General features: G+C 48.9%; 18 protein-coding genes and 1 riboswitch. Of the genes, 5 read left to right on the top strand and 13 right to left on the bottom strand.

The features are described 5' to 3' along the window. Positions 1–44: 44 nt before the first annotated feature. Both ACTRXH_RS11305 and ACTRXH_RS11300 read right to left on the bottom strand, forming a co-directional pair. Positions 45–395: an avidin-fold protein gene (locus ACTRXH_RS11305; RefSeq protein WP_474261433.1), complete on the bottom strand. Its 351-nt coding sequence runs from the start codon at positions 393–395 to the stop codon at positions 45–47. 13 nt (positions 396–408) lie between these two features. Further along, positions 409–864 carry a hypothetical protein gene (locus ACTRXH_RS11300; protein ID WP_474261434.1) on the bottom strand — a complete coding sequence of 152 codons (456 nt, stop codon included), beginning with the start codon at positions 862–864 and terminating at the stop codon, positions 409–411. Between the two features lie 124 nt (positions 865–988). On the opposite strand from ACTRXH_RS11300, the gene thiT reads away from it, so the two are divergent. Then, complete coding sequence (thiT, locus tag ACTRXH_RS11295; RefSeq protein ID WP_244897352.1) at positions 989–1,549, top strand: energy-coupled thiamine transporter ThiT; 561 nt, start codon at positions 989–991, stop codon at positions 1,547–1,549. A gap of 122 nt (positions 1,550–1,671) precedes the next feature. Beyond that, positions 1,672–2,715, top strand: a complete 1,044-nt coding sequence (locus ACTRXH_RS11290) for an oxidoreductase (protein WP_474261435.1) — start codon at positions 1,672–1,674, stop codon at positions 2,713–2,715. A gap of 106 nt (positions 2,716–2,821) precedes the next feature. Here ACTRXH_RS11290 and ACTRXH_RS11285 read toward each other — a convergent pair whose 3' ends face one another. Beyond that, complete coding sequence (locus ACTRXH_RS11285; protein ID WP_474261436.1) at positions 2,822–3,427, bottom strand: GntR family transcriptional regulator; 606 nt, start codon at positions 3,425–3,427, stop codon at positions 2,822–2,824. A gap of 193 nt (positions 3,428–3,620) precedes the next feature. Between ACTRXH_RS11285 and ACTRXH_RS11280 the strand changes: the two genes are divergently transcribed. After that, positions 3,621–4,514, top strand: coding sequence for an NAD(P)-binding domain-containing protein (locus ACTRXH_RS11280; RefSeq protein WP_474282160.1), 894 nt, complete (start codon positions 3,621–3,623; stop codon positions 4,512–4,514). Beyond that, positions 4,511–5,938: a four-carbon acid sugar kinase family protein gene (locus ACTRXH_RS11275; protein WP_474282158.1), complete on the top strand. Its 1,428-nt coding sequence runs from the start codon at positions 4,511–4,513 to the stop codon at positions 5,936–5,938. The genes ACTRXH_RS11280 and ACTRXH_RS11275 overlap by 4 nt, the downstream gene beginning before the upstream one ends. A 52-nt stretch (positions 5,939–5,990) precedes the next feature. Here ACTRXH_RS11275 and thiE read toward each other — a convergent pair whose 3' ends face one another. From thiE to coaW, 6 genes are all read right to left on the bottom strand, one after another. Beyond that, entirely contained in the window at positions 5,991–6,641 is a 651-nt protein-coding gene (gene thiE, locus ACTRXH_RS11270; protein ID WP_474282156.1) for a thiamine phosphate synthase, read from the bottom strand. A gap of 12 nt (positions 6,642–6,653) precedes the next feature. Beyond that, positions 6,654–7,457 carry a hydroxyethylthiazole kinase gene (thiM, locus tag ACTRXH_RS11265; protein WP_474261440.1) on the bottom strand — a complete coding sequence of 268 codons (804 nt, stop codon included), beginning with the start codon at positions 7,455–7,457 and terminating at the stop codon, positions 6,654–6,656. 17 nt (positions 7,458–7,474) lie between these two features. Beyond that, positions 7,475–8,287 carry a bifunctional hydroxymethylpyrimidine kinase/phosphomethylpyrimidine kinase gene (gene thiD / locus ACTRXH_RS11260; RefSeq protein WP_474282154.1) on the bottom strand — a complete coding sequence of 271 codons (813 nt, stop codon included), beginning with the start codon at positions 8,285–8,287 and terminating at the stop codon, positions 7,475–7,477. A 100-nt stretch (positions 8,288–8,387) separates the two neighbouring features. Continuing rightward, positions 8,388–8,487, bottom strand: a riboswitch (TPP riboswitch). A 41-nt stretch (positions 8,488–8,528) separates the two neighbouring features. Continuing rightward, positions 8,529–11,888, bottom strand: a complete 3,360-nt coding sequence (locus ACTRXH_RS11255) for an efflux RND transporter permease subunit (RefSeq protein WP_474261442.1) — start codon at positions 11,886–11,888, stop codon at positions 8,529–8,531. Between the two features lie 131 nt (positions 11,889–12,019). Continuing rightward, positions 12,020–12,478: a MarR family winged helix-turn-helix transcriptional regulator gene (locus ACTRXH_RS11250; protein WP_474282152.1), complete on the bottom strand. Its 459-nt coding sequence runs from the start codon at positions 12,476–12,478 to the stop codon at positions 12,020–12,022. A gap of 5 nt (positions 12,479–12,483) precedes the next feature. Continuing rightward, on the bottom strand, positions 12,484–13,344 hold the full coding sequence (gene coaW, locus ACTRXH_RS11245; protein ID WP_474261444.1) for a type II pantothenate kinase: 861 nt from the start codon (positions 13,342–13,344) through the stop codon (positions 12,484–12,486). A gap of 244 nt (positions 13,345–13,588) precedes the next feature. On the opposite strand from coaW, the gene cls reads away from it, so the two are divergent. Then, positions 13,589–15,046 carry a cardiolipin synthase gene (cls, locus tag ACTRXH_RS11240; RefSeq protein WP_474261445.1) on the top strand — a complete coding sequence of 486 codons (1,458 nt, stop codon included), beginning with the start codon at positions 13,589–13,591 and terminating at the stop codon, positions 15,044–15,046. Positions 15,047–15,091: 45 nt separating this feature from the next. On the opposite strand, the gene ACTRXH_RS11235 is transcribed toward cls, so the two are convergent. From ACTRXH_RS11235 to ACTRXH_RS11220, 4 genes are all read right to left on the bottom strand, one after another. Beyond that, the gene (locus ACTRXH_RS11235) at positions 15,092–16,225 is read right to left on the bottom strand and encodes a glycerate kinase family protein (RefSeq protein WP_474261446.1); all 1,134 of its coding nucleotides are present in this window, start codon (positions 16,223–16,225) and stop codon (positions 15,092–15,094) included. A gap of 21 nt (positions 16,226–16,246) precedes the next feature. Then, positions 16,247–16,696, bottom strand: coding sequence for a hypothetical protein (locus ACTRXH_RS11230; protein WP_474261447.1), 450 nt, complete (start codon positions 16,694–16,696; stop codon positions 16,247–16,249). A gap of 96 nt (positions 16,697–16,792) precedes the next feature. Next, on the bottom strand, positions 16,793–17,275 hold the full coding sequence (locus ACTRXH_RS11225; protein WP_474261449.1) for a GtrA family protein: 483 nt from the start codon (positions 17,273–17,275) through the stop codon (positions 16,793–16,795). Between the two features lie 31 nt (positions 17,276–17,306). After that, complete coding sequence (locus ACTRXH_RS11220; RefSeq protein ID WP_474261450.1) at positions 17,307–18,467, bottom strand: glycosyltransferase family 4 protein; 1,161 nt, start codon at positions 18,465–18,467, stop codon at positions 17,307–17,309. Positions 18,468–18,484: the final 17 nt, after the last annotated feature.

The following is an 18,484-nucleotide window of genomic DNA, read 5'->3' as shown; positions in this document are numbered from 1 at the left end:
GTATGATGCGTAGTTGAACATACTTTTCCTCCAATGCCAGCATTTTAAACCGTGTCGCTTTTTAATTCCTCTACGATAGATGTCCCCTTCTCACTGCTTTCATCCTGCCACTGCCAATGTTCATGCAGGCGGATTCTCCCGTCTTCCAGCACTTCCGGAACCGAATAGCACCTGCCGCCCCGGAGGCTCCAGTCCTCGTTTACATGATTGTAGCGGAATTCCGGATCTCCATTTGCATACACTTTTCCAATTAGAACACCGGAAACGACTTCACCACCCGAATAGCGGGCCCGAAGCACTGATCCCTCCTGCTCGTAATAAAAAACAGTCTGCCCTGATACCTCTCCGCCTGCGCTGTTCTCTATACCTGCAAACTGTCTGCCATGATAATTCACTGCTTTTCCTCCTTCACTGCCCAAGCGAACGGGCTAATTGGTTTGAAAACATGATGACCGCCAGAAAAAACGGACCGGAGCCTGCCATGATCCAGGCAACGGTCTGTGCCTGCACAAACTGGGTAATAAAAAATGACATGGAGGACGCCATCGTCACAATGACGAAAAAGCCATCGAGCTGATAGGCGTAGATAATCGATACGCCGTAAAAAATGCCAAGAAAACCGAAAAAAAACGTACCCAGAATTGGATACAGAATATGATACTGATACGGCTCTACGAGCTTAAGAAGAAGCACTCCGACAATCGAACCAAGGTACGTGCATACCGCTAAAAGAAAAGCCAGATTGGGAAAAAGCTGCACCTCCCCCAGTATAATTGTATAAAATATAAATAACAGCAGGGTAACCGTACAGGCGGCTCCGCTGCCCTTTAAATACTCTCTCAGCATATCTGTCGATGTATCCATGCAATCCTCTCCCTGTTTCTTCCTTCTTTTCATATTATATCAGACAAACCCCTCTCCTTGGCGTTTCTTTCTTTTTCCTATTATGCTAAGATAGTATCGGTAAATTCCAGGGAGGTGTTCATCGTTGGAGAGGGGTAAACGTTTAGCAATTATGATAGAAACAGCATTCATGGCTGCTCTCTCTTTTATTTTAGGATTTCTTGAATTCGGCGGACCGTGGCTCGCCGGCGGTTCGATTTCTTTTATTATGGTTCCTATTTTTCTAATGGCTTTTCGCCGCGGATGGAAAGCGGGACTTGCCACAGGGTTTTTGGCAGGAATGCTCCAGCTTCTGCAGGGCGCAACTATCGTTCACCCTGTTCAGCTCGTTCTTGAATACCCGATCGCTTACACGGTGCTCGGATTTGCTGCGATTTTTACGACACATGCTGTATTCCGGGAACGGATTCCTTATCTCCTGATGCTTATCGGTATTGTTTTCGGGGCACTGCTTCGCTATATCGACCATTTTGTCTCAGGCGTTATCTGGTTTGGAAGCTACGCTCCGGAAGGTACACCTGTGGTAGCGTATTCGGCACTTTACAACGCTTCGTATTTAATTCCGCAAACCATTATTACCGTTATTATTCTGTTTGTTATCGCAAAATACCGTCCGAAATTTTTTGATCAGCCGAAATGGAAATAGCATGTTAATGCAAAACACTTTAAAGCGGCAGTCGTCCTGCCGCTTTTTTCTATGATGGAGACGTTTCCTTTTCCGGTCCCGGGGGAAAAGTTTATTAACAACTTTTGAGGAGGTCGTCAGTCATGCAGCCAATCAATACTGCTATTATCGCTTTTGGTTTTTCAGGGTCTGTGTTTCATACACCTATTATTGAAAAAAGCGATCACTTTAACATCCGTCTCGTTTCATCCTCGAGTCCGGAAAAAGTACATGAACGGCTTCCGGATGTTGAAGTTACCACTGAAGCAGAGGAAGCCTGCCGGCGGGAGGATATTGATCTTGTGGTCATTACGAGCCCAAACACGACGCATTACCCTCTGGCTAAAGCTGCAATTGAAAACGGCAAGCATGTTGTTTTGGAAAAACCATTTGTTCCTACATATGAGGAAGCCGTAGAGCTGACAGAGCTCGCCGAAGCAAATGATGTCGTTTTAAGCGTATATCACAATCGCCGCTGGGACGGTGATTTTTTGACGATCCGTTCCTTGCTGGAAGTAGGGGCGCTTGGCGACGTTCACACCTTTCAGGGTACGTGGAACGACTATGCTCCGGAGGTGGAGGGGCTCTGGCGTGAGCAGGACCTGCCAGGCTCGGGAAGCTGGTTTGATTTAGGAGCCCATTTCATTGATCAGGCGCTTGAACTGTTCGGTATGCCGGAAACCATTTTCGCTGACCTTGAAATGCAGCGTCCGAAAACGAATAATACCGATTATTTTCATGCGATTCTTGGGTATCCGAACCAGCGGGTTATTTTACAATCCAGCTTTCTTGCTGTCGGAGAAGTTCCGAGATATATTGTGCATGGAACGAAAGGCAGCTTTGTAAAATACGGCTTTGATCCCCAGGAGGATATGCTGATTAACGGGAAAACACCCGGGGATCAGGGATGGGGCCTGGAAGACGAAACTTACTACGGGACGTATACCGATGCGTATGGAGGCACTGAAAAAATCCCTACGCATCAGGGATCGTACGAATCCTATTACGAAAGGATCGCCCAGGCCATCCAGGAGGATGGTAAAAATCCGGTGACCGCCATTGAAGCAAGCAGAGTCATCCGGCTGCTCGAGCTCGCCGAAAAAAGTGATTGGGAAAAACGTGTCATTCCAGTCTCCTTTAATAAATAATAATGCTTTTCCCGGATTCCCTCCGTGCTTATGGGTTTTTATTACCCCTGTCTGCATGGGGGATTTTTATTTCCAGGATTGGGACAGTAGAAGTATGTCACCGGTCTCACCACGAATGAACGGAGAAATCCAGGTCCTTCTTTAAGTGGCTCTTCATCAGCGCTTCTGCCTCGTCCTCATCGTGATGCCGGATCGCTTCAAGTATTGCTTCGTGCTCTTCAATCAGACGCGGCCTCTGGTGATACACCACTGTTCTCCGGAACAAAAAAATAACTGACTGCATCCGTTCAATGGTATCAATTAGTACATCGTTATTGCTCGCACTGACAATAATATCGTGAAATTCCTTATTTGCTTCCATTATTTCCTCTGTTGTTCCCTGCTTTGCCGTCTCTATACACCTCTGCAGGCCTTCTATCCGGTCAGGACCCATGTAACGGGCAGCCTGGCGGACAGCAAACCCTTCGAGCAGTATCCGCACATCAAACGTATTCATTAAATCTTTAATAGTTGGATTAATCACCCGTTTGTCTTTAATCAAGCCCTCCTCTTCAAGCTTGCGCATTGCATCCCTTACAGGTGTCCGGCTGACCCCAAGTTCGTCTGCCAGTTTTACTTCCGTTAATTTTTCCCCGCGTCCATATTTTTCCTCAAATATGGCATCCCGAATTTTTTCGTATGCCGTATCCGAAGCAGAGTGCTGTTGCTTCATCGTGCCGTCATCCCTTCTGCTGCAATCCTCTGATTTCATTTCTTATTCTTATTATACCTATCTAATAGAAATTAAACCAACTCGCTATTCAATGTATACAATAAACATAAAATTGTGTACAATTATCTTCATTGAAAGCCTTATCAATGATAATAAAAAATTTCCACTTTACGAAATGAAGGAGTGAAACGATATGAATATCGGACAAATTGGTTTAGGCATTATGGGAGGGCCGATGGCCGAAAATCTTCTGAAGGCCGGTTTTGCACTGAAGGGATTTGATATCCACCCTACAGCCAGAGAGCGGGTAACGGAAGCAGGCGGGAAAGCTGCTGATTCGGCAGGGGAAGCTGCTGAACACAGCGACATTATTATCACAATGCTCCCCACCACAGCCATACTCGATGAAGTAATAATTAATGACATTCTGCCAGTCGTAAAAAAGGGAGCCATCGTAATTGATATGAGCTCTGTCTCCCCCGTGGACTCCAAGCGTTGGGCAGAGAGGCTTCAGGAAAAAGAAGCAGCCTTTTTGGATGCGCCGGTAAGCGGCGGTGAACCGAAAGCGATAGACGGTACGCTTTCCATCATGGCTGGCGGCAGCGATTACGCTTTTGCTGCTGCTTATCCAGTGCTGCGGGCTGTTGGCACAGACGTCACACATGTTGGTGAAGTGGGAGCCGGATCCACTACGAAGCTTGCCAATCAAATATTAGTAAATGTCACGATGGCAGCCATGTCGGAAGCCGTTCTTCTCGCTTCCAAAGCAGGAGCGGACATTGATAAAGTATATGAAGCCATCCGCAACGGCCTGGCCGGCAGCAGTGTACTCGATGCAAAAATCCCAAAAATTCTCGAACGGGACTTTACTGCAGGCGGACGCATTGACATTAATTTAAAGGATCTCTCTAACGTGCTTCAAACCGGCAAATCCCTCGGGGTCCCCCTGCCGCTTGTATCGGATGTGGCTGAAATGTATGAATCGATGATTGCGCACGGCAAACAATCCGACGATCACAGCGGCGTGCTTCAGCACTACGAAATGCTTGCGAACTATTCAGTGCCAAAAGGAGGAAAACACGGATGACACAGATAAATAGTTACATTAACTCCCTTCCAGATTACGATGAGAAGAAAGTAGATGCTTTTTTTACGGAAGCAGCCGAAAATATACCTCACAAAATCATCTCCCTCGACGACGATCCTACCGGTGTTCAGACTGTCCACGGCGTGCCGGTGTATACAGACTGGGAGGAGTCGACTATTCGGGAGGCCTTTGAAGACGAGCGGCAGCTCATCTTCATCCTCACAAATTCGCGTTCCTTCTCTGAAGCCGAAACAACGAAAGTCCATACTGACATCGCAGAGCGAATAGCCCGCGTATCTGAAGAAAAAAATCAGCCATTTCTGCTGATCAGCCGGGGAGACTCCACCCTGCGAGGTCACTATCCGCTGGAAACAGAGGTTTTAAAGGATACGCTCGAGGCCCGGACAGGCAAAGCAGTGGACGGAGAAATTCTTATTCCCTTTTTTGAACAGGGCAACCGGCGGACCGCTTTCGACGTCCACTATATTCAGCAGGGGGAAACCTTTGTACCCGTAGCGGAAACAGAATTTGCCCGCGACCGGATGTTTGGATTTGCTTCGAGCCACCTGGGTGAATACGTTGAAGAAAAAACAAACGGGGAATTTAAAAAGGAAAATGTTATTTCCATCTCTCTTGAGGAGCTCCGGGCTCTCGACCTCGAAGCGATCGAGGCTAAACTTGAACAGGCTGCTTCCTTTCAAAAGATCATCGTTAACGCTGTCAGCGAAACAGATGTAAAAGTATTCTGCACAGCCCTGTTCCGCGCCGTGCAGAATCGGAAAAACTTTCTCTTCCGGACGGCGGCGACATTGACTAAAGAAATTGGCGGTATTATCCGCAAACCGTATTTAGACGCGGAGAGCCTCTTCGAGCACCAAAGTGACAATGGCGGCCTGATTATTATTGGCTCTCATGTGCAAAAATCGACGGAGCAGCTCGAAGCCCTAAAACAGCTGACCGATATCCAATTCGTGGAATTTTATTGTCCTGCAGTAATGGATGAGAATGCCTTCCGTAAGGAAACCCGCCGCGTTCAGCAGGTCGTCGATGACTCTATCGAAGGCGGGACTACGGTATGCGTCTACACTTCCCGGGAGCGCATTGACTTAGGAGCGAACCGAAAAGAAGAAGAGCTGGCTCTATCCGTAAAAATTTCCGATGCAGTAACAAACTTTGTGAAAAATGCTGCTTCACAGCCGGCATTTGTCGTTGCGAAAGGCGGTATTACATCAAGCGATGTTGGCACGAAGGGGCTGCTCGTAAAAAAAGCAGAAGTGCTCGGGCAGATTGCTCCCGGTGTCCCCGTCTGGCAGACAGATGAGAAAAGCCGCTTTCCTGGTATTCCCTATGTAATTTTTCCGGGAAATGTAGGAGAAAAAGAAACATTACAGCACGTCGTACAAACCTTACAGAAGCATATATAACATAAAGAACCGGCGGGAAGTTTGTACTGACCCGCCGGTTCTTCTATTTTTCCTATTTTTCTGCCGGCCCATTCAAACGGCTGCGAAGTTCTCTTGCAGCATCTTCCGGCTCGTCTGCCAGACTGATCGCAGAGATCAATGACACTCCGTCAGCTCCGGCCTCCACAATATCAGCAGCGTTGGTGGCGTCAATGCCGCCGATACCTACAATCGGAAGAGCAATGCCTTCCGCCCGGAGCCGGCGGATGCCCTCCAGTCCGACTGGAGCTTTGGCATCTTCTTTAGTATCAGTCGCAAACATCGGGCCTACGCCCAGGTAATCCGCCCCGTCTGCAGCCGCCCGGTGTGCTTCTTCAATAGTGCGCACGGATACCCCTATCACCATGCGGGAAGGGCAGCGTTCTTTAACTTTAGAAGCCGGGTCATCCTCCTGTCCGATATGAATCCCGTCTGCTTCGAGCCGGATCGCCATATCCACATCGTCATTAACAATAAACGGAACATTAAAGGCAGCACACTGGGCCTTCATCTTCCGGCCGAGCTTCCATTTTTCCTCTTCAGGCAGTGCCCCCTGGCCTTTTTCGCGGAACTGGAAGCACGTAATACCGCCCTGAAGAGCTTCCTGCAGTACCTCTTCCGGGTTTCGTCCACCTGTATTGTTGCTTCCCATAATAAAATACAGCTTCAAAATCTCTTTATCCATGGTTTCAGCTCCCTATGATTCCTGTTTGACGCGGATATAGTGGCGCAGATCCATTTCCTGTGTTGCGTGGAGGGCATTTAATAATTCAATTTGAAAGGAGCCCGGGCCCTCCCTCGTCGTTAGACTGCCTGCGATTTCTGCTGCTGCCCCGTAATAAGCAAGTGCGGCTGCTACTGCTCCAGCCGAATGCTGAACGGTTAAAAAGGATGCTGCGATCGAACTGAGAAGACAGCCGGTGCCGGTTACTTTGGTCAGCAGCGTATGGCCATTCTGCACGATAAATACTTCGCCCTGATGAGCGACCGCGTCTTCCACTCCGGTCACCGCGGCAATTGCTTCAAACTTTCTTGCAGCTTCTTTGGCAAGCTCCGGGTTATCTGCTTCTCCCGAAGCGTCTACGCCCTGTACATTCCCGCTTTCGCCGAGCAGCGCGGCCATTTCTCCTGCATTTGCCCGGATCAGCGCCACGTCCAGCTCTTCGAGAAGAGCAATCGCCGTTTCGGTCCGGTAAGCCGTCGCGCCTGCCCCTACGGGATCCAGTACAACGGGAATGCCTTTTTCATTGGCTGCTTTGCCGGCGATCCGCATCGCCTTCACCTGTTCGCGGTTCAGCGTACCAATATTGAGTACAAGTGCGTTCGCTGCTTTTGCCATTTCGGCTGCTTCCTCCGGCGCGTTTGCCATAACCGGGGATGCGCCCATCGACAGCAGTCCATTTGCAGTGAAATTGGTTACTACTGTGTTCGTAATATTATGAATCAGCGGCCGTGTTTTTCGTACTTCCTCCAGCAGACCTATAACTTCCTTTGCTTTCATGCCGATCCCTCATTTCTTTATTTTAGTAGTTGATCGAGTGGAACGCGCACTCCCCAATGGTTGACAGGCCCATTGCCTTTACCGATCTCCAGGGGGTGTGCAATCGCATTGGTAATATATTCTTTGCTTTCCTGCACTGCCAGATAGATGGACTTGCCCCGTGCAAGCTTTGCGGCAATCGCGGCTGATAGTGTACAGCCTGTCCCGTGCGTGTGCTTTGTATCCGTCCGCGGCGAACGGAAATAATGAATTTCTCCATCGACGTACAAAATATCGACTGCGTCTTCTTTCATATGGCCACCCTTAACAAGCGCTGCCCGGGCCCCTAATTCATCAACAATTTTTTTAGCAGCTGCTTCCATCTCTTCGAGGGTCTGGACCTGAAAGTCCGTCAGGCTTGCTGCCTCAGCCATATTCGGCGTGACGACTGCGGCCAGAGGAAGAAATTCATTTTTCATAACTTCAAGCGTCTCCTTCTCAGACAGAGAATCGCCGCTTGTGGCAACCATCACCGGGTCAATAACCACCGGCAGGTCGTATTTTTTCAGCATGTTCACCGTCGTGCGGATCATATCCGGCGTTGCGATCATTCCGGTTTTTACCGCATCCGGCATAATATCATCAAAGACGGAATCCAGCTGGGCCTGAAGCAGACTGGTGCTCATATGCTCCACCTTTTGGACCCCGGTTGTATTTTGTGCGAGCACGCTCGTAATAGCAGACATCCCGTAGGCTTCACATTCCTGAAATGCTTTCAGGTCAGCCTGGATCCCAGCCCCGCCGGTAGGATCTGTTCCGGCTATGGTTAATACTTTAGGTACTTGTGGCATTCGTTGTATCCTCCTTTAGAAGGAATCCTGCTTTAGGTTCAAAAAAAGCTCACTCCCTGAAAGTAGAGAGTGAGCTTTGGCGTATACGTACGTATTTGTATAAAACGAAGCTCCACTTCCCTACGCTGGTACTACCCAGATCAGGTTCGAAGGGACCAAGAATGGTTCTTGTCTCAGCGCAGGCGCCCCTAGCGGATTCCTTACTATTTTTCTTAATCGTACGTGACGCACAGTCCTAATGTCAATTTTTTTCATCATCGCCGGATTTTTTATTTTTGTCTGAATCCTTCGAGGAACGGTCCCGTTCCTCATTTTGTGAGTTACCGACGATACGTTCGAGAAGGTACAGAATCTCATCCCGCGACAAGTCTTCGCGTTTTTTATCTTCTACATTCTCAGGTTCCTTGCTCTGTTCTGCAGCTTCATTATTCTGCTGGTCTTCATTATTATTCCGTTCTTCCTGTTCTCTCTTTTCCCGTTCCTTTCGCCGTTCTTCTACTTCCCAGCCGTACATGTAGCCCCCGTCCGGCATGGCGAATTTTTTATTCATGCTTCTTGTTTCTTTGGTAAACAAGGTATAGAGCGTTGGAATAATAAACAGCGTCAGGAACGTACTGCTGATGAGACCGCCGATGACTGCAATACCCATCGGCTGCTGAATTTCTGCTCCTTCCCCAAATCCGAGGGCAAGCGGCAGCACCCCAAGGATAGTCGTAGAAGCTGTCATCAGGATAGGGCGTGCCCGCTTTTTCACAGATTCAATAACGGCTTCTCTTACCGGCAGCCCCCGTTCCACCAGCTGATTCGTATAATCAACAAGCACAATCGCGTTGTTAACAACAATACCCGCAAGTACAATCAAGCCGATAAACACTGTGATACTTAGTGGTGTCTGGGTCGCAAACAAGGCAAGCATAACACCGATCACGACCAGCGGTACGCTGAACATTACCACAAACGGATATTTGAATGATTCAAACTGTCCAGCCATTACGAGATAAATGAACACTACCGCCAGCAGGAAGGCAAACACCAGACTCTGAATGCTGTCATCGAGAAGCTCCTGTTCGCCGGAGAAGTTCAATGTAGTCGCCGCTCCGGTATCTACATCGTCAATCGTATCCTCAATTAACGTAGAGGTTTCGTTCAGACTCGTTCCGGAGCCGTATGTGACTGTAAACTCAGTACTCCGCTCCTGGTCAAGCCGGTTAATAACCGCCGGCCCCTCTCCTTCTTCAATATCAGCCACGTCGCTTAAGCTGACGTATTCTCCTTCCGGAGTAGCGAGCTGCAGACTTTCAAGGTCCTCCTGGTTTTCAAGGGAATCCTCTGCATACTGCACGTTCACATTCAGCGGGCCTTCATTATCCGTCTGGATTGTCGACGCCACTTCCCCGCTTGTAGTACTGTTTACCGTCTGCGCGATTTCAGCCGGCGTCAGGCCATTATCCTGCGCATCGTCTTCGTTAATCTGCACCTGAATTTCCGGAGCAGTCTCTTCATCTGACGTTTCTACATTCCGAATCGTGTTTTCACTTTCAAGCTCCGACTGTACTGCGTCTGCATCTTCAGCGAGTCGCTCTTCATTTTCGTTTGAGAGCGTAAATTCCACGGAATTTGCTTCTCCGCCGCCGATGGCTGCAGAAGACGATAACGAAATATCTGCCTGCTCGTCCGTGTTTTCCACATCGGACTCAATTTCTTCAATCATTTCCTCGGTCGATATGTCCCGGTCTTCGAGATCCTCCATTGTAACTGTAATAGAAGCTTCATTGGATCCCGAGCTTCCACCGCCTCCGGCTGCAACTCCACTGCCGCCCGAGCCGACTACCGCCATATAGCTTGCAATCTCATCCTGGTTTTCAAGCACGCTTTCAATTTCGTCGACCGTTTCTCCGGTCGTTTCCAGATTTGTGCCATTTTCTTTTTCAACATTGATCGTGAAAAAGCCCTGATCTGTCGTCGGGATAAAGTTCACCCCGGTCTGGGCAATGCCGCCGGCTCCGCCAAGCAGCAGGAGCAGTGTTAACAGCAGAGCGACAGCGCGGTGACCGAGGACCCAGCGGATCGAACGGTCCAGAAATCTCATCGGCCTGGATTTTTCACGCTTTACTTCCCTGTCTTCCGGCAGCGGCTTCAGCACACGGCTTGCAATCATCGGCACAACCGTGACAGCTACAAGCAGAGAAGCAAGCAGACTGAAGGCTACTGATAAAGCAAAGGCCTGGAAAATCTCGCCGACAATACCGGAAATAAAGACGATTGGCAGAAAGACAGCTACTGTCGTCAAGGTCGAAGCTGTAATCGCTCCGGCCACTTCCTTTGTACCGTCTAGAGCTGCCCGCTTAGGGAGTTTTTTCATCGACAGGTGCCTGTATATATTTTCAATAACAACAATCGCATTATCGACAAGCATCCCGATCCCAAGAGCCAGACCGCCCATCGTCATTAAGTTTAAACTCACATCGGTAAAGTAAAGAAATGCAAATGTCACAATTACCGAAAATGGTATCGCAATACCAATAATGAGCGGTGTCGTTAAGTTTCTTAAGAAGAAGAAAAGAACAACCATGGCGAAAACACCGCCGGCAATTAATGCAAGAGCTACGCTGTTAATGGACTGCTGAACGTAATCCCCTTCATCGTAAATAATCGTCGTGTCGAGATCATTGTACTGATCTTCCTCAAGCAGATCGTCCAGCGTATCGTTAAAGTCCGTGGAGACCTGGGCCGTATTGGCATCTGACTCCTTCAGCACGGTCATTTGAATACCGGGCTCCTGGTTCACTTCAGTGTAGGCTGTCTGTTCCTCAGTGGTACGCTCCACTTCTCCTACATCACTGACAGTAACCGTATCCCCGGATTCATCCTGGCCGACCGCCACTTCTTCCAAATCCTCGACTCCGCCAAGTTCATTGACCGTACGGGTCGTCAACGTTTGTTCTCCGGAGGTAATCGTTCCCCCCGGCTGCGTAATATTGTTTGCCTGAACGGCATTAGTGACGTCAGACTGGGTCACGTTGTTGTCTTCAAGCGATTCCTGGTCCAGCGAAATTTCGAATACTTCGTCCAGTCCACCGCTTGTATCAACACTTGCAACTCCTTCAGTGCGTTCAAGCTCGGTTATGATGTCATCCACCTGGCTCTGGGTTTCAGCCAGGCCGTTTCCTTCGGAATAAGCAGCCATTTGAATCATACCCTGCGCATCCGGATCAAACTCGATAAACGAAGGATCTCCCGCATCATCCGGCAGGTTGGCATTGTTCATGGCATTGTTGATTTCCTGCTGCACATCCTCCACTGAAGTGCTCCATGATAGTTCAAGCAGTACAAGGCTTGTGCCTTCCTCTGACTGGGAGGTCATGCGGTCCAGTCCTTCGATAGTAGAGAGCTGCTCTTCCATCGGTTCTGTAACGCTGCTTTCAATTTCTTCCGGGCCGGCGCCCTCATAGTTTGTCGCTACAGCTGCGACCGGTGGTTCAATCTCTGGAAACAGCTGCAAAGGCAGATTCGTCAGCGATACGAAACCCATCATGATAAATAAAATCATGCCGACAATGGTCAGTTTCGGCCGCCGGATAGATGTGCGGGTAATTTTCATGCATCGTTCCTCCATTGGTATGTATATTTCGATAGTTCATCGTCTAAACTGTTAAGTAACTTAACTACACAAACAACCTTAAACGACTGGATGGCTTCCGTCAATGAAGATGCATGGGCGGCCTGCTTCTTTTATTTTTTATACGCGTTATTAATTTCTTCCTCAAGCCGGTGTATAACCTGGGTTGCCTGCTTTAATTCTTCAAGCGGTATTTTGGCAATATACTGATCCACAATATTTTGTTGAAAAATTGTCAATTCTTCTTTCAGCCTCCGGCCTTTCACCCCATATACAAGCTGGGTTTCTCTTTTGTTTTCTTTATTGGAAGCGCGGTAAAGAAGATCTTCTTCTTCGAGACGCTTCATCGCCTGGCTTACCGCACTTTTTGAAATGCGCAGCCGGTGAGCCATCTCTGTGAGCGTCAGACCCTCGTGCCGCAGGTTCATAAAGAACAGCGCTTCCTGGCGGGTCGTTAATTGCAGCTCCCCAAGCATCGGAACCTCCGGCTGCAGCAGTGTACTAATATTTTCAAGTGTATTTACCGCCTGTTCAAACAGCTCTCTGTGTGTATATGGTTCCATTTCGCTCATCTTATTCATCCTTTTCCTTCAGCTTTCTTTGCAGCAATCTGCGGCTGTTCGTGCATATAAGCCCCTACAGCTCCACTGAATTCTCCGTAAGGAAGAAAGCATGGTTCTTTTCCCCGGAGCTTCGTGTAGCCGCCAATAATTTCTTTTAAATTGTCGTGCTTATCAAAGGTTGAACCAATATATACTATGGAATCGGTGTTCAGCCGGTCGGCCATCTGAACGCTCATCGTCGTAATCGTTTCACCGATCATCCGTACAACAGCAGCAATGTAGTCTTTATTTTCATACTCATTGTTTTTCATATTCATAATATTTCCGAAGTTGCTGGCCGTAAGATCCCCGGAAATCGGCGGCTCTTCATCAGTATAAATATCCTTTACCTTGACGTTCAGCGACCGTCCGTCCCCTTCTTTTCCAAGACGCAGTATTTCTTCATACGCTTCAATGCCGGTGAGAAGGTAGGAAAGACCGATAAGCGTTCCCCCTCCCATCCCGCTGCCGCCAACGCGTTCGTATTCTTCCGGGCCAGCGAAGTGTATTGAGGTCCCGGTCCCGACGTTTGTAATAATATACGTGTCCCCGTAGGTATCGTCTTCATTAAAACGTTTCCGCAAATACGAAACGCCCCTACATGTGGCTTCAAACTCACTGATAGGCTCTGCAGCCCAGGGCAGGGACTTCCTCAGCGTTTCCGCCTTCCCTCCCGTAATATGAATAACTGGATTATCGACCCGCTCTTCAATCCATGTCTGCACCTGCTCCATGTCGGTGAGGGGTATTTTTTTCAGCTCCCATTCATCGTTCACACGGTAAGCAATTTTAATCAGCGTACCGCCTGCATCAATACCGACTACTTCATTTTTCATTCTTTTCCCCCTGTCCCGCGTTCAAATAGTTATATCTTCTGTCGTCTCTTCGTATTTTATCCTACTTCCTGAATAATTGAAAACGATGCAGCACGCCGCTTCTTCCTGTTTTTCTCAAAATTATAGGTTTCCTGCTTCGCAACGGCTTAAATTTTGTTAAAATAATACTACTGCCTAATACGCAGGTATCTATAAATTTAACAAGGTCCTCCGTTTCAACATAGAGGAAGAATGGGGAAAGCAGATGGGCTTCGAGATATTATCCATTTTCTTAGCAATATTATCGATTTTTAATTTATTTTTCGCCTTTGTCATTATCTTTATTGAAAAAAGAAACGCCACCGCCATCTGGGCCTGGATTATGGTGCTGTTTTTTATCCCTTTTCTGGGATTCGTGCTTTATTTAATTTTCGGGCAGAACCTGACTAGAAAACGGCTGTTTGACTGGGCGGATATCGAAAAAATCGGAATTGAAGAGCTGATTCAGGAGCAGATGCATACACTGCGTAATGGCACTTTTCAGTTTTCAGATTCCGTTTCCTCCAAGCACCGGGACCTAATCTATATGCAGCTTGCAAACGACGGGTCGGTGCTTACGAAGGAAAACGATGTCCGGGTGTATACGGACGGCCACGAAAAGTTCGATAATCTGATTAAGGATATCGAGAAGGCTCAGGATCATATTCACCTGCAGTACTACATTCTTCGAAGCGACAACCTCGGACGACGGGTTATCGAAGCACTAAGGAAAAAAGCAGAAGAGGGAGTGGTCGTCCGGCTGCTCTACGATGACATGGGCTCAAGAAAGATGCGTAAAAAAGCACTCCAGGGCCTTGAGGCAGCCGGCGGAGAAGCAGCGGTCTTCTTCCCGAAGCGTTTGCCGATTATTAATTTACGCCTCAATTACCGCAACCACCGGAAAATTGTTGTGATAGACGGAAAAACCTCCTATGTTGGCGGATTTAATATTGGCGATGAATACCTTGGTCTCAGCAAAAAGTTCGGTTACTGGCGGGACACCCACCTGCGTCTGGAAGGGCAGTCTGTCAAAACAGCGCAGACACGGTTCATTCTCGACTGGAACCAGGCTAATTCCAGAAATCCCATCCATTACGAAGAACGTTATTTTCCCACTCTTGCCGAGCCCGGGGAATGCAGCATGCAGATTGTCTCAAGCGGCCCGGACTCCGAATGGGAGCAAATTAAAAATGGATATATAAAAATGATCAACTCCGCCAAGCATTCAGTGTATATCCAGACTCCCTATTTTATTCCGGACGAGAGTCTGATGGATGCCATCCGGATCGCTTCTTTATCGGGGGTCGACGTCCGCATCATGATCCCGAGCATGCCCGATCATCCGTTTGTTTACTGGGCCACGTATTCTCACGTGGGCATTGTTCTTCGTGCCGGCGCCCGTGTTTATATTTACAACAACGGCTTTATTCATGCCAAAACGATTATGGTGGATGATGAAATCAGTTCGGTGGGCACAGCCAATATCGACGTGCGCAGCTTCCGGCTGAACTTCGAAGTGAACGCTTTTATCTACCATGCGGAAACGACGAAACAGTTGACCGATACCTTCTTGTACGATATGAATACGCACTCCTCCGAGCTCACCCTTGAGGCGTACCGGCAGCGCTCGCTCTGGATCCGTATCAAGGAAGCAGTATCCCACCTTCTATCCCCGATTTTATAAACGATGCAAAAATCCGCTGCTTCTCGTTAAGAAGCAGCGGATTTTTTATGTTTTCCACAAACCGGCGAGACTCCGGGCCCAGTTTTCGATGTAACGGGTGCTTTCCTGCATTGCCTGCTCCAGGGAAACGATGCCCGGCACCATACTGAAAGCAGCATCAATGCCCGCTTCATACACCTTTTCATAACCATCGCCGAGCTGGCCGGCAACCGCAACGACCGTACTTCCTTGAGGGGATGCTTTCGCTACTCCAACCGGCGTTTTGCCAAATACGGTCTGAGCATCGATTTTTCCTTCGCCGGTAATAACAAGCGACGCCCCGGCACTTCGTTCAGCGAAGCGGCTCTCTTCAAGCACAATGTCTATGCCCGGCTCAAGCGCAGCATTTAAAAAAGCTATCGCACCGGCCCCCAGGCCTCCCGCTGCCCCAGCTCCCTTTTCCTGAAGCACTGGTTTATCCAGATCCCGTTCAATTACTTCTCCAAGCACACGCAGCGCTTCGTCCAGCTCCTGAACAGCTTCAGTCCCTGCCCCCTTCTGCGGGCCATAGACAGCACTTGCTCCCTCCGGCCCCGTCAGTGGATTCGTGACATCGCAGGCAGCACGCACGGTTACTTCATGAACTCTTTTGTCGAGCCCAGCCGTATCAATGCGGTCCAGATGCTTAAGTGCCCTTCCGCCGGACTCAAGATCATTTCCATTCCGGTCCAGAAAACGAACGCCCAGCGCAGCAGCCATCCCGGCCCCGCCGTCATTTGTGGCACTGCCGCCAAGCCCTAAAATAATCCGCTCCGCTCCATGGTTGAGCGCTTTCAAAATCATCTGTCCTGTACCGTAGGAGGTAGCCGTCAGCGGGTCCCTGCTCTCTTTAGCCACGAGGCCAATTCCTGAAGCTTCGGCCATTTCAATAACAGCTGTGCGGGATTGCTCAATGTAAACAAATTCAGCCTTCACGGTACTTCCGTCCGGCCCGAGTACGTCCACTGTATGAAGCTCTCCGCCAAGGCCGTCGCGTAGCGACTGCGTGGTTCCTTCACCCCCATCGGCCATCGGTATCAGCTCTGTAACAAGACCCTCCGAGTTTCCAATACCCTGGCGGAATCCCCTTTCGATTGCCTGGGCGGCCTCCATAGCTGTCATGCTTTCCTTGAATGAATCCGGTGCGATCACTACTTTCAATTGTTTCTCCTCCTTTACGCTCTACGACTGGTTGGGATAAATAGAAGATGCGTGCTGCTCCAGCATTTTTTCAAACAGCCACTTTTTTTCCGGCAGCGGCAGCATGCAGTCAAAGTTTGTCATATCTTCGTTTTTAAAAAAACCGAGCGTCCCCTGGCAAAAACCGCAATAGGATGTTTGGTGAGTCAGCGGCTGCTCATCCGGGAACCAGTCGTTTGCCGAAGGCACAAATTCGCCGCTCATATTCCAGCCGGTTCCATCGGCTAACTGGACAGAAGCAAGAAGCTTGTACGCTTTCTCCCCTTCTTCTCCGTCTGCAGCTGCCATCTGTACGTAGGAATCCGACACCTGAAGCAGGCGGGGAATTTCATTTTCCCGCAGCTCCCGGAAGGACGGGGTCTCCTGTCCTGTCTGACGCAGGTAGTTCATATGCTCCTTATATCTCGATAAATACAAATGGATAGGCTCCAATTCGTCTCCCCCCTTTTTTCAGTATAGCATGCGTATTCTTTTGACATAATAAAAGAACACCCCGCTCCGCTACAGCAGCGGCTCTGAGATGTTCTTCTACTGGTTTTCTTCCCGTGAAGATTGTTCACGGTTGGGATACCGGCGGTTAAAGTCTTTAAACACAAAGTATTTCATCATAAAGAAACTCGCCGTGAACGAAGCCAGCATGGCCAGTCCCTTAGCCAGGTTCTGGCGGATCCAAGTCGGTACTCCAAGTGCCTGAAACAAAGCATTAAATCCTAAAAATACAGCGTTATTAATACCGAGACTGATCAGTCCCTGAATAATAAACACTAACCGCTGGCGGGTACTTCCTTTCGCAGAATCCCGGAACGTAATAAACACGTTCCAGATGTAGCTGTTTGTTACCGCCAGCGCGTAAGCGATCGTATTAAAAAGCGTTAAAGTCATCCGCTCTTCACTTGGAAAAAGAAATAGAAGCAGATTCAACGCCCCTATATCGACTACAGCATTCGTTACACCAATCGCACTAAACTGAAGCGCCTGAAGAGGACCACGCCGCTTTTGATTCTTACCCATAGAACCCCTCTGTTCTTGATGAAATCTACGCTTACTGGCGTTCTTCTGAAACTGTGTCACTATCTTCCGCCGATTTTGAAACCTTCACACCGGCTGCTTCTTTGTATAAATCCCGGATCTGCTCTGCTGCCGCTTCCCATCCAAAGGTAGCAACATCTGTAAAGGCCTGGTCGGCCAGACGTTTACGGAGGGTTTCATCTTCGAAACGGCAGACCGTGTTTTTAAAGTCATCTTTCGTATGCGGATCATACAAAAGGCCATTTCGTTCCGAGGTCAGCTGTTCCTTTGTGGGCCCGCTTTCTGCAGCAACAAGAGGCAGGCCGGAGGCCATTGCCTCCATAATCACAAGCCCCAGCGTCTCCGTCGTGGAAGGAAAGACAAAAACATCGGAGGAGGCAAACGTAGAAGCCAGCTCATCTCCATGCATAAAACCTGTAAATACAGTGTCCGTGCCTTCGAAATGCTTTTCAAGCTCCTCGCGGTGTGGACCGTCTCCTACGATGGCCAGACAAAACTTGTCCGATTCTTCGAGGACGTCGCGGATTTTTTCGATCTCCTTTTCAGCTGCGAGCCGTCCTACATAAAGCAGCAGCGTTCTGTCGCTTTTTCCACCGGAAAGCCGCTCCCGCATCTTTCTGCTGTGGTGTCTGGGATGGAACTGCTCGGTATCTACTCCCCGTTTCCACAGATGCATGCGTTCAAACCTTTTTTCCTGAAGCTCTTTCTGCACGGTCTGCGAGGTGCAGAGGTTAATGTCCGCTTTATTATGCAGGCGCCGTACATACCACCACATCAGCCATTTCAGCATGCCCAGATTATAGTAGGACATGTACTGGGTCAGATTTGTATGATAGGAGGCAACCAGCGGCACATCCAGCTTTTTCGCATAGTTAACACCCGAATAGCCTACAACCGCAGGGTTTACGACGTGTACGACGTCAGGCCCGAAATCCTGTATATACTTCTTGACTACCCGGTTCGGGAGAGCGAACTTCTTTGAACGATAAAAAGGGAGGGCGCGCGCAGGCACCCCTTTCACTTCTGCTCCATCAAATTCATACACACCCAGATCCGGGGCTACAATCTGTACTTCATGACCATCACGATGCAGCCAGCGTATGCAGGCTGTTAATCGTGTAACAATTCCATCTGTAGAAGGCAGAAAAGTCTCGGTAATGATCATTATCTTCATAGAAGACAACTCCCCGT

It is taken from the genome of Marinococcus sp. LNHM5E3-2.1 (assembly GCF_056034365.1).
Note: the sequence above shows the minus strand (reverse complement) of the source record. Positions and strands in the feature narration are given on the sequence as shown.